Source organism: Clostridioides sp. ZZV14-6345 (assembly GCF_020657775.1).
Taxonomy (GTDB): Bacteria; Bacillota; Clostridia; order Peptostreptococcales; family Peptostreptococcaceae; genus Clostridioides; species Clostridioides difficile_D.
The window spans coordinates 1-12137 of sequence record NZ_JAGWCX010000092.1 but is presented as its reverse complement, the minus strand read 5'-3'; the positions used below and the strand labels follow the sequence as shown (position 1 = coordinate 12137).

At 24.7% G+C, this 12137-nt stretch carries 8 protein-coding genes, 2 pseudogenes, 1 riboswitch and 1 other annotated feature; of the genes and pseudogenes, 5 read left to right on the top strand and 5 right to left on the bottom strand.

The genetic code is table 11. The annotated features are described in order from the left end of the window. Window positions 1-474: 474 nt before the first annotated feature. Window positions 475-639 carry a hypothetical protein gene (locus KGF39_RS17745; RefSeq protein ID WP_003424195.1) on the top strand — a complete coding sequence of 55 codons (165 nt, stop codon included), beginning with the start codon at window positions 475-477 and terminating at the stop codon, window positions 637-639. Between the two features lie 364 nt (window positions 640-1003). Here the strand turns inward: KGF39_RS17745 and KGF39_RS17740 are convergent, their stop codons facing one another. After that, entirely contained in the window at window positions 1004-1765 is a 762-nt protein-coding gene (locus KGF39_RS17740) for an ABC transporter ATP-binding protein (protein ID WP_227823306.1), read from the bottom strand. Window positions 1766-1775: 10 nt separating this feature from the next. After that, complete coding sequence (locus tag KGF39_RS17735) at window positions 1776-4106, bottom strand: FtsX-like permease family protein (RefSeq protein WP_227823305.1); 2331 nt, start codon at window positions 4104-4106, stop codon at window positions 1776-1778. Between the two features lie 763 nt (window positions 4107-4869). Then, window positions 4870-4963, top strand: a riboswitch (cyclic di-GMP riboswitch). Window positions 4964-5046: 83 nt separating this feature from the next. Here KGF39_RS17735 and KGF39_RS17730 point away from each other — a divergent pair. The 3 genes and pseudogenes from KGF39_RS17730 (at window position 5047) to KGF39_RS17720 (ending at window position 8770) form a co-directional block, all read left to right on the top strand. Further along, window positions 5047-5535: an SH3 domain-containing protein gene (locus tag KGF39_RS17730; RefSeq protein ID WP_227823304.1), complete on the top strand. Its 489-nt coding sequence runs from the start codon at window positions 5047-5049 to the stop codon at window positions 5533-5535. A 634-nt stretch (window positions 5536-6169) separates the two neighbouring features. Beyond that, window positions 6170-6433, top strand: a binding site (T-box leader). A 147-nt stretch (window positions 6434-6580) separates the two neighbouring features. Further along, a complete protein-coding gene (locus tag KGF39_RS17725) occupies window positions 6581-7132 on the top strand; it encodes a tryptophan transporter (RefSeq protein WP_227823303.1) in 552 nt (183 codons plus the stop codon). Window positions 7133-7789: 657 nt separating this feature from the next. Continuing rightward, window positions 7790-8770 (top strand): annotated as a pseudogene (locus KGF39_RS17720) (cell wall-binding repeat-containing protein). A 14-nt stretch (window positions 8771-8784) separates the two neighbouring features. Here KGF39_RS17720 and KGF39_RS17715 read toward each other — a convergent pair. After that, window positions 8785-8916 (bottom strand): annotated as a pseudogene (locus tag KGF39_RS17715) (IS3 family transposase); the annotation flags it as partial. A 98-nt stretch (window positions 8917-9014) separates the two neighbouring features. Between KGF39_RS17715 and miaB the strand changes: the two are divergent. Next, the gene (gene miaB, locus KGF39_RS17710) at window positions 9015-10451 is read left to right on the top strand and encodes a tRNA (N6-isopentenyl adenosine(37)-C2)-methylthiotransferase MiaB (RefSeq protein ID WP_227823302.1); all 1437 of its coding nucleotides are present in this window, start codon (window positions 9015-9017) and stop codon (window positions 10449-10451) included. A 405-nt stretch (window positions 10452-10856) separates the two neighbouring features. Here miaB and KGF39_RS17705 read toward each other — a convergent pair whose 3' ends face one another. Further along, window positions 10857-11195, bottom strand: a complete 339-nt coding sequence (locus KGF39_RS17705) for a DUF3784 domain-containing protein (RefSeq protein WP_054273953.1) — start codon at window positions 11193-11195, stop codon at window positions 10857-10859. Window positions 11196-11488: 293 nt separating this feature from the next. After that, window positions 11489-12100 carry an NUDIX hydrolase gene (locus KGF39_RS17700; RefSeq protein WP_227823301.1) on the bottom strand — a complete coding sequence of 204 codons (612 nt, stop codon included), beginning with the start codon at window positions 12098-12100 and terminating at the stop codon, window positions 11489-11491. Between the last annotated feature and the right edge of the window lie 37 nt (window positions 12101-12137).

Below are 12137 nucleotides of genomic sequence, written 5' to 3'. Positions count from 1 at the left end.
TTAAAGAATACACATAAATATTTCCAGACTCTTATTTTTATTAAATTTTTAGAATTGTATACATAAATTTTAAAATAATATAGTGGTTTTGAATTATTTACATTATAGACTATATTGAGAATTGTATATTGTTACTATTAAATCTTTTATATATTTTTTATTCTAAATAAATTGAATATTTACATATTTATATTTTTATGTACTAGAATACTCTTTATAATTCACAGAAGTTTTAACAAATAACTTTTGCAAATAGGTTAAACAAAGTTTTATTTACTGTATTTTATTATTAAGTTTCCTACAAATTAAATTGTCTATTTTTATTTATAAAGTAGAATAAACTATTTTTGTTAGGAATCTTGAAGATAAAATTAAGTTAAAAAAATAAAGGAACTAATTTGTCTAACGTTTATTGGTGAAAAATAAATATATAGAAGTTATAATAAATATATAAAAATGTATGAGAGGTGTTATATGTTTGGTAAACCAAAAGAAAGTGTTAGATTTTTAGACTTTAATGATGTAGCAGAAAAGTTTGGAGAGAAAAAGGCTGTTGCAATTTTTGATGCTATAGCTGGGAAAAAATCTAAAGAACATATTATCAAAGATATAGAAAAATTAGTAAAAAATGAAGTTTAGATATTTATAAGGTATATTGAGCATGAGGGTAGCTCTTTATACCTTCTTTTTTATTATTTTTGGATAATAATTCTAATGGTTAAATTTTGTTTTACAGAAATAATGTGGTTTAGATAAATTTTTTAAATGTATTTAATAAACAAGACTTAAATTTATAAAGATAAATCTTTTTTTCATTGTTGAAATGATGAAAATATATTTAATTTCATACAAAAAAGAGTGCCTCATAGACTAAAAAGTTGATTTTGAGACACTCATTTTTATAATTTAAAATAGTAATTAATTTTATCAATTAAATTTTAGAATCAAATGTTGGATAAGTTGTCAGCTTTGAAGTATAAACAAAGTAAACAGTTTAATAAAGCTAAAAACTTAATTCTGATAGCCAACTTATCAGCTTATTTTCTCGTTCTTTTAAATTATTATTATTAAATTTGTCCAATTTAATTTCTCCAATAATCAGACCATCAGACATAAATAATACTCGTTCAGTCTTTGAGGCTACCTTGGCATCATGAGTTACAAGCATAATAGTTGTACCTAAGTGGTTAATATCTATAAGAATGTCCATTACTTCATTTGTCAGTTTTGAATTAAGTGCACCTGTTGGTTCATCTCCAAATAAAATTTTCGGTTTATTAATTAAAGCACGACAGATAGAAGCTCTTTGAAGTTGACCTCCGGAAACCTGAGTAATATCTTTATCTTTGATTTCTAAAATATTCATTTTCTCCATAAGTCTTGTTGCTCGTTCATTGATTGTATGGCGACTTTCTTCTTTGCTTAAGTAAGCAGAAAGGATTATGTTGTCAAATATATTTAAGTTTTTAAGTAAATTACTTTGTTGAAAGATAAAACCCATGTTTTTTAATCGAAGTTTTGATAATTCTTCTTCAGACATATTAGAGAGCATTTTGCCTGAAAATTTGATAGTTCCAGATGTTAATTTATCCATTCCACTTATGTTGTGTAGTAGAGTTGATTTTCCAGAACCAGAAGCCCCCATAACAGATATAAATTCACCCTGTTGAATGGATAAATCTATTCCTTTTAAAATTTGTTGTACATTTCCTTTACCAATATTATATTCTTTAATAATTTTTTTAGCTTCTATAATATTATTCATAACATACCCCTTATTCTATAATAGATATAATTTTTATTTTATTGATTGCTCTGCTAATTACTGTAATTGTAATGAATACTGTGAGAATTAAAATTGCTGGACAAAGTATATATATAACTAATGGGTTTACTACAAATTGAAGATTTAATATGCCAGAAAGTAGTAATCCAGATATTTTTTGTCCAAGTGTATTTGCCAGAATAATTCCTAAACCAACTCCAATTATAAGTACTAATAAAGCTCTTGTAATGTATTGAATACGTATATCTCTAGTGGAAAACCCTAAACTAAGCATAGTTGCTGTTTGTGATGTATCTTTAGCAATGAGCATTTTAAAAAACATTGCTGTAATTAATGAAGAAATTGCAACAGATATGATAAAAGATAATTTTATAACAAGTCTTAACTGACTGATGACAGAACCCAATGTTTGACTTATGTAATTATTCATATCTGTAACTTTAGCAGGGTAATAATCTATACTGTATTGCTTTAATTTATCTTCTAAATTAACTCCAGACTTTATATTTAAATTTATAATATTCCATAAAATATTATCTTCTTCAGAAGGTAGCATAGCTTTTGCAGTCTTACCTCCATATGTGATATCTTGATATATTCCACTAACAGTGAGAGTTAACTCTTTATTTTTTGAGAAAACTGACAAATTGTCTCCAATACTTTTCTCTAATTCATTTGCATTTATAGTAGACAATGCAATTTCATCTTCTTTTATTGGTGCAGAACCTTTCAAATATGTTAGTGGGAAAGTTTTAAAGTTTCCATTTTCTATTTTTATATTTTCTAATTCACCATCTTTATTTTTTATTTTATATGAACTTGTTGTAAAGGATGCATATTTTTCAATATCACTGTCGTTTTTAATATTCTGTAATATAGAATTAAAAAGATGCTGAGTTTGTTTTGTTCGTTGTAAATCAATACGAATATCGCTTTTACCAGCACCCATGTAAGTAATAAATTCAGGTGATTGAATAGTGTTTAGAAAATTAAGTGGCACAATCATAAGAAAAATACAAATCATATAGACAAAGCAGAGCAATCCATAGGTAGTAAATTTTCTTACCACTTCGTTTAATCCTAAAAACATGTTAGTATTTGTTATTTTGTTTTTGTAGAGTTGTAGGTTATATCCATATTTTACAGAGTTTATAGACTTACTACTTCTTAATGCATCCACGGCCGATATTTTTTTTAACTTTTTAAGTATAATTTTACAAAAGAATACAATAGATACAAATACAAGAACTGAGCCAATAAAAGGAATAAGTATACTAAAAGTAGATTTATTTACTGTTCCCATATAAAGATTAATATTTTTTGTAAAAAAGGAACCTATAAATAATGATAGTATGTAACCAAGAGAACTTGCCAAAGATGCAATTAACAAGTATTTTGTCAAATATAGATTTTGGATGTTGCTATTTTGAATTCCAATTGCTTTCATAACTCCAATCTCTCTATAATCTTCTTCAATCGTTGTAATCAATGTAAATCGTAAGCATAAAACAGAAATTACAATAAGAAGGATACTAATTAAGATGATAATAATCACTACAATTCCATCAGACAAAGCATTTAGTACTTGATAAATAGGATAAGTTATTGATGTGCCTATTTGTGGAAGTTTAGTTGATTGATATAGTGTCTCAAATTTATTAATTTTATTTATATCATTTAATAGAAATTCAATCAGATACTCGATTTCTCCTATATTAGCTTTTAAAGTGTTCCAATCATTATCACTTATTAAAAAACGTTTTGAAGTAACTAGAGAAGGGTTCATTTGAGCATCGCGTATAAAATCTTTTATTGTAAACTCCATAAAGAAATTACCATTAATAATTTTTATTGTATTCCCAATTTTTAAATTGTATTGCTTCATATAATATACAGGAACTCCTATTTCACCATCTTTTATTTGCATTATTTGATTATCCATATCTAATAAAAAATCAAATTTATCATTTTGTTTTGTAAAGCTATTTTCTAGTACACTGTTAGCTTGATTTTTTCCATTATTTCCTAGAAAAATATTAGCTCCATTTATATTTAAAAGTTCAGTAGTCTGTTGTTCTTTTACACATGGAGTTTTAGATGAAAACTTATCAATTTCTTCTTGATTCAATTTACCAGAATACATTTGAACATAGTGGGGTGCATGAGATTTTTGAAACAAGGAAGTCATAGAATCGGTTAGTTCTACAATGACGTTTGTTGCACTAGATACCAACATTGATGCAAGTAAAATAAAAATAAACAGAGTTGTTGTTACTACTTTATTTCTTGTTAAATCTTTCAGTAATATTCTTTTAAGCATAATTAATCCTCATTTCTTAAAAATTTTTATGATTATAAATGGTATAAATATAATGATATAGCTAGCTAAATTAATAGTAAGAATCAAATATAAAAATTTAGAAATTATATTTTAGATAATTTATTTAGTTAGAGCTATAGATGCAAGAGTATTAATAGTTACATTAGATTTTAATATTGTTAGGCATCTATTTCCTCAATTTTGTAATTAAAATCATATGTATTTTTTATAATTTGTTTTAACTCTATTTATTTGATTAGTTATCCAAGAACTTTGTATTAAATATTTTTATCTTTCGATTTATCTTATAATACTCATAGATTATATTTTTAAACCGACCGTCAGTCTATAACAATAATACAATAGTATTTTTGTTTTGTCAAGTTAACTTAAAAAATAAAATATAAGATACTTATAATAAAATCTTCATATAAAATATACTATAAGTATCTTATTATGAGATATAAAAAAAATAAGATAATTAGTATGCGTTATTTTTAGTTCTTTACTAAGCAAAATGCTTTTATATCAATTAAAACATGCAAGAAGATAGTGACTGATTTTATATGAGAATCTTTTGTTAGAAAAGGTTTGTTAAAAGTAGTGACATTACTAGGTGAATTACTATTTTTTAGATGAATCATGAAGAATAATAATTAAATTAATAAATATAAAGATATTTTTTATTTATTATTAATTAAAAATTTAATTTATATAAAATTTGAAGTAATATTATTTTGTAATTATTTAAATTATGCTATGATTCAGATATAGGCAATATTAGATAAATCTAATGAGGCAAAGCTATAGGGACTAAAATCTTTATTTAATAAAGGTCATGTCAGCCAGTTGCCAAAAAGATAATGATTCTTTTTGTTAAGAGTATTTTTAAAGTTATGTATTTTTAATAACTTAATATTTGGCAATAGGAGGTCTTAAGATGATATCTGAATTAATGTTAAAAAATTTTAGTAAATCTAACATCAATTTTAAGACTAAAGTGAAATTAAATTTAAGAGAAAAACCAGACATAAATAGTATGAAGTTGAAAAGCATACCAGAAGGTAAAATTGTTAAGTTAAAATGTGTAGAAGGAATATGGGCAGAAGTTGAAAGTAATTATGATAAAGGATGGTTACTTTATAAATACTTAGAAATATTTGGCAATACTAAAAATAAGAGTAATAATATAATAAAAGACAGAAGAAAGAATTATGTAGGACATATAAGAAAAAGTGGTTTGAGTGTAGAACTTAGAAATGATAGAACATCAGATTCTAAAATTATAACTAAAATTCCTGAGGGTTTTAAAGTAGAAGTATGTTATAATGTTGGAAATTGGGCAAGAATTAATATTAATAAAAATGACAAAAGATACTCTGGATATGTATGTAATCAATATGTGGAAGAGTGTGTAAGTTTATCATAATTGGATACTAATAAGCTCTAAATATAAATAAATTTCAAAAAAGAATCCTATTTATGGGATTCTTTTTATTTTATAAAAACAGCATTGTAATTCTAAATGAAATTAATTAAGTTATCTTAATTAAAAATCCTAAATTTAATTAAAAATGAATTTAACCTCTATTTTGTGTATTAGGTATCATAAATAGATTATTACTTTGAAAAATTCTAATAAAAATAAGAATTAATAGAATCAAAATAATATTAAAGATAATAAAATTTATAATTTATTAGTTAGATATATATTATAATGAAATAGATATAAAATTTTACAAGGGAGGTTTCTTGTAACTTTATTGTACTATGACTAATATAAACTTTTAACTTCATCATTTGCGATATTGCATCAAGAGTCATTAACTGAATTAACAGAAGAAGAATTAAAAGAAAAAAATAGATTATTAAAATTCGCCATAAAACCTCCTCCTTTATGTGTGGGGATATAAGGCGAGGTTTTTTTACATTTTTTTAAATTGCTATATAATCAATATATAACAAAAAGGTGATAAAATATATTTTAAAATTTATAAAAATATATTGACATTTTTTAGAAAAAAGAATATTATTATTTTAACAACAAAATATAATACAATAAATTAAATCCTATGACAAGGATGAGTAGTTGAATTTAGGTTCAGTATAGAGAGCTGAGGATGGTGGAATCTTAGCAAGAAAAAATTTGATGAATGGCCCTTAGAGGAGTAAATTGAAATCATAGTTTTGAGAGTAGACTTTATCGTCAGTCGCACGTTATAGCGAATAAGGTATGTAAGTACCTGATAATGAGATGTATAAAAATTGAATTTTATCTTAATTTTTATATAATTTAGGTGGCAACGCGGATAATCTCCGTCCTATTAGTTTAGGACGGAGTTTTTTATTTTACTAAAAATTTAAAATATAGAAGGTGGTGAAAAAGATGTTATGAATTTCTAATGCTAAAGATGATGATATAGTAAATTGGCAAAAAAATAAATTGAAAATAAAAAAAGGAAGGAAGTACAAAAATGAAAACAAATACAAAAAAATTAACTTTAAATGCAATACTTTTAGCAATGGGATTATTGATACATCAAATTACACCTGCTATAGGATTACCAATGAAACCTGATGTACCACTAGCAATGTTATTTGTAATATTAGTTTTAAATAAAGATGATTATAAAACTTGCTTAATAGGAGGTATAGTAACAGGAATATTTACAGCACTTACATCAAGTTTTCCAGGAGGTCAAATTCCTAATGTAATAGATAAAACTCTTACAGCAAATGTAGTATTCTTATTAATGCATGTTAGTTATAAAATGCCTTTTATAAAAAACTTGGCTAGAAAAGTACAAGATACTATAGTAGTTGCAATCATAATGCCAATAGGAACACTTGTAAGTGGAACAATTTTTTTATTAGCAGCTCAAGCCATAGTTGGCCTTCCAGGAGCTTCGTTCACAGCTTTATTTTTGGCAGTAGTAGTACCAGCTGTTTTAATAAATCTAGTTGCTGGAATATTTTTATTCAAGATTGTTAGCCTATCAATAAGAAGAGTTAGCTATCAAAGTTAAATATGAAATAATACTTTACTTTATAATATAATATTAATCAAAGAACATAAGAATAGACTAGATTACAATTTGTCTATTTTTATGTTTTTTTAAAATTTAGTATTATGCTTTCTTACTTTTAATAAAAATACTTATATAGTTATCATATCTATGTCTATATTTTTATATGTATCTTACTTATAGTTGTTAAGTATAAAATTTATAAATTTACTTTCCAAAATTAATCTTTTATATTAATCTTTTTTATTTACCAGTTCTTTAGATATACTAAAATTTCTGTTTAACTTGTGCATTTTTATAAAGGAATAACAAACATAATAATAAACACATTTTTAAAGACTTGATTAAATGTAACTAAAAAATTATACAATACAACATATTAAATTAAGTTTAATTAGAAATTTTGATATCATAGAGCAACATATCTCAATGGAAAATTAAAAATACTAACCCTAAATAAAATTTTTATTGAATTAAATAAGTATGACTATAATAATAACAGAATATTTTGAGAAATAAATCTATGTATTTAAAAAAAATAAATCTATTAAAATAACATAATTAAAAAAATATTAAGAATTAAATTATTAAATACATAACTAAATTAAGAGTATGTATTTATATATATAAATTTATTATGAAGAGGGTAATTTTATTATGAAATTCTGTAAAAGAATATTAACATTAACTTTAAGTATTTCTTTTGTATTTGCGAATATACAACTAGTAAACGCAATATCATCTGTAGAGAAAATACAAGGAAAAAATAAGTATGAGATTGCAGGGAATATAGCAGATAAAAACGCATATAAGACTGCTATACTAATTAATACTAGTAATTCTATATCAGATGGTTTAAGTGCGAGTGGATTATCAGGGGCTTTAAATGCACCAATATTACTAACTGAAAAAATACTATACCAACTGAGACATCCATAAGATTAAAAAAGGTATCAAAAGTTTATATAATTGGAGGAACGTACTCTGTTAGTACATATGTCGAAAATTCATTAAAATCTAAGAATATAAAAGTTGTCAGAATTCAAGGAAGTGACAGAATAAAAACAAGTTATAAATATAATACAACAATGTCTAAATATCACAAATGGAATTGGAGATGTTAATACTGGTGTTGTAGAAAACCTTAAGCCAACTACAAAAACTATAAAAGCTGGAATGTATAAAGTTGGAAAAGATATTTCAGAAGGTGAATACTTAATAACTTCAAATTCAGGAAGTTATGCCTCTTATTATGAAGTTACAAGTGATAGTACAGGAAATGTTGATAGTATACTTTCAAATGATATTTTTAGTGGGACTAGATATATAACTTTAAAGAATGGGCAATATATTAAAATTGAGGATTCAACAATGATATTATCAAAATATGCTAAAGCTCAAAAGGCAAAGAATGGCAAGTTTGGAAATGGTATGTATAAAATTGGATTAGAAATTCCTGCTGGAGAATATATTATAATGTCAAACTTTTCTGATGCATATTATGAAGTTAGAAATGACAGTTTAGGCGATGTAGATGGAGTAGTTACTAATGATATTTTTTCAGCAAGCAGATATATAACAGTTGAGGAAGGTCAATATTTAATACTAAATAATTGTTATTTAATTGAAAATGAATAGATTTAATTATATGTAAATTCACGATTTAATATATTATCATATACCTCAGATGATTTAAACTTGCGTCTATATACTTTCTTTCTAATAATAGATTTAATTCCTAGTTCTTTCATCAACCTATATACTCTCTTATGATTTACCATCAAAACATACATGGAAAAATAATAATATCTTTAAAAGATTTTTCTTATTTGATATAATTAAGGTTATGTGTAATATAAGAAATTAACTAGGAGGAATAGACGTGAGCAAAAGAAAACAAGTAACAATACCTATAGAGAAAATACAAGAACAAGATAAATATATAGAACAAATACACAGACAAAATGAAGAGTACTTCAACAGAACAGGAAAGAGAAAACTCGTGTTTACTCAAACCTTTGGATGCCAAATGAATGAACATGATTCAGAAAAATTATGTTCAATGTTAGAAGAAATGGGATACCAAATATCAATGATGGTTGAAGAAAGTGATTTAATAATATATAACACATGTGCAGTTAGAGAAAATGCAGAGTTAAAAGTATATGGAAACTTAGGGCAATTAAAACATCTAAAAGGGAAAAATCCAAATATGAAAATAGCTGTATGTGGATGTATGATGCAACAGCCTCATGTCGTAGATGAACTAAGAAAAAAATATAAACATGTAGACCTTATATTTGGAACACATAATCTATATAAATTTCCACAATTACTTACAGAATCAATGAATTCTGAAAAAATGCTAGTAGATGTGTGGGATGTGGATGGAGAGGTAGTAGAAGGTCTTAGAAGTAATAGAAAATTTGAACTAAAAGCGTTTGTAAATATAATGTATGGATGCAATAATTTCTGCACATACTGTATAGTTCCATACACAAGAGGAAGAGAAAGAAGTAGAACTCCTGAAGATATAATTAATGAGATAAAGGAGCTTGTTGCAAATGGAACGAAAGAAATAACTTTACTCGGACAAAATGTAGATTCTTATGGGAAGACACTTGAAAATCCAGTTACATTCTCAGAACTTTTAAGAAAAGTAAATGATATAGAAGGAATTGAAAGGATTCGATTTATGACATCTCATCCAAAAGATATATCTGATGAAGTAATATATGCAATTAGAGATTGTGATAAGGTGTGTGAATTTTTACACTTACCAATACAATGTGGAAGTAGTAGTCTCTTGAAAAAAATGAATAGACATTATACAAAAGAATATTATTTAGAAATAATAGAAAAAGCTAAAAAAGAAGTTCCAGATATTGCTTTCTCTACAGATTTAATGATTGGTTTCCCTGGAGAAACAGAAGAAGATTTATTGGATACTTTAGATGTAGTTGAAAAAGTTAGATATGATTCAGCTTTTACATTTATTTATTCTAAAAGACAGGGAACTCCTGCTGCTAAAATGGAAAATCAAATACCAGAAGAAATAAAGCATGAGAGATTTAATAGGGTATTAGAAGCTGTAAATAGGATTTCTGCAGAGATAAATGATGGATATAAAAATAGAATAGTTGAAGTTCTAGTTGAAGGAAGAAGTAAAAATAATGAGAGTAAATTTTCTGGTAGAACTAGACAAAATAAACTTGTAAATTTTGAAGGTGGAAATGACGATTTGATTGGGAAATTAGTTATGGTTAAAATCACTGAACCTAGAACTTTTTCATTAAATGGGGTACTGGTAAATAATTAATACTGTATAAAATAATAAGATTATGTAAACTAATTAAAATAGATGTACTTATAAAACAAATTATATCAAAAATTTTTATTCTAAGCACATATGTCATGTATTATGCTAATTTCAGTTTTTGATGTCAATGAAAATAAATTTTATATAAGATATAATTTAATTGTACATCTATTTTTATTCTATTTTATCAAAGCTTGGTTAACGACCATTAGTAATTCTCTATTATATACTAAATTATGACATGGTAGACTGTAACCACACAGTAAAATCACTATTAGAAGTTTATATGATACATATTATTTTTTATAGAGCTTTTTAAGTGTTAAAATATTTAATTGATAAGATTGCCAATAGACATGAAAAAGCAGCCAATCTTTCATAATTAACTGCTCAACCTATGAATATTTATTTTTTACATTTTTTGTTAGAGTAATAGATATTAAAAAATACACTGGAAAGTATAACTATTATAAATATTATAGAAAATGGAATCATTCTCTTTTCATCCATTTGACCACTCTCTATTTTATATCCCAAAAATGCCATAATAAATAACATTATAGAGACAATAAAAGTAACAATACTAGAACTCCTGCATAATTTTTTTATATCATATCGTGCTTTTTCTTTATCACTCATAGAGTTATAACCTGCTAATAGCATACTGGCTTTTCCATTAAATAATAGTACACTTAAAATGAAAGAGGCAATTGCAATTATAACAACAAATCCTACTGCAAACATTATAAGCACCTCCATATATTCTAATTAGTTTTATTACTTATTAATAATTTTACCATAAAGATATATTAAAATCATTTATTTCATATTTTGTTAAATAGATTATCATATTTTAATTCATCGACAGTGCATATTAATACACAGTTTTTATATTGAAATTGCATTGAAAATTATGTAATAATAATTAAACAATAATCAAGTATAAAAGTACTATAAAATATAGTTTCTGATATTTTAGAATTGTTACATTTTAAATTTAGAAAATTTTATAAAGTTCTTATATTTTATTACAAGTATTATTCTGATAAAAAATTTAAAAAATTTTCTAGTATTTTTGCTGTCATTCCCCAAATTACATAATCTTTATATTTATAAAATAGAATAGGATAACTTCCACTTTCAAATTTGTAATCTTTTTGGTTTGGAATTGAGCCATATGGTAGATTCTCGTCAGGAAAAACCTTTACAGTATTATTGTAAGTATTTGGAGGATTTTCTAAAAGATATTTTATAGGAACCAAAAAAGTGTGGTCAACTTCATCCTTATTTATATTTAAATTATTAATATTTTTTATATATCCTAAATATGGATGTATTATAAACTTTACAGGTGTTATAAGCAGGTCAAGGCTTGCTATGATTTCTATATTGTCATTAAAAGTTCCAAGTTCTTCACAAGTTTCTCTAATAACAGCTTCATATGGAGTTTCATTAGATTCTATCTTGCCACCTGGAAAAGAAATCTCGCTAGGTTGATGCTTTAAATTTTTTGAGCGAACTTCAAATAATATATGGTGTATATTATTTATTTCTACTATTGGAATTAAAACAGATGCTCTTTTCATATTTTTGTATCCATTTATATATGGTTTATAATTTTTAAATTTATTTTTAATATCGTTTATCATTTTTACCTGCTACTCAAAATATGGTCAAATATATCCA

Bases quoted from the DNA above. Each gene is read 5' to 3' on its own strand.
- KGF39_RS17725 (WP_227823303.1), top strand. From the start codon at position 6,581: ATGAAAACAAATACAAAAAAATTAACTTTAAATGCAATACTTTTAGCA.
- KGF39_RS17735 (WP_227823305.1), bottom strand. From the start codon at position 4,106: ATGCTTAAAAGAATATTACTGAAAGATTTAACAAGAAATAAAGTAGTA.
- KGF39_RS17740 (WP_227823306.1), bottom strand. From the start codon at position 1,765: ATGAATAATATTATAGAAGCTAAAAAAATTATTAAAGAATATAATATT.
- KGF39_RS17745 (WP_003424195.1), top strand. From the start codon at position 475: ATGTTTGGTAAACCAAAAGAAAGTGTTAGATTTTTAGACTTTAATGAT.
- KGF39_RS17705 (WP_054273953.1), bottom strand. From the start codon at position 11,195: ATGTTTGCAGTAGGATTTGTTGTTATAATTGCAATTGCCTCTTTCATT.
- KGF39_RS17730 (WP_227823304.1), top strand. From the start codon at position 5,047: ATGATATCTGAATTAATGTTAAAAAATTTTAGTAAATCTAACATCAAT.
- KGF39_RS17700 (WP_227823301.1), bottom strand. From the start codon at position 12,100: ATGATAAACGATATTAAAAATAAATTTAAAAATTATAAACCATATATA.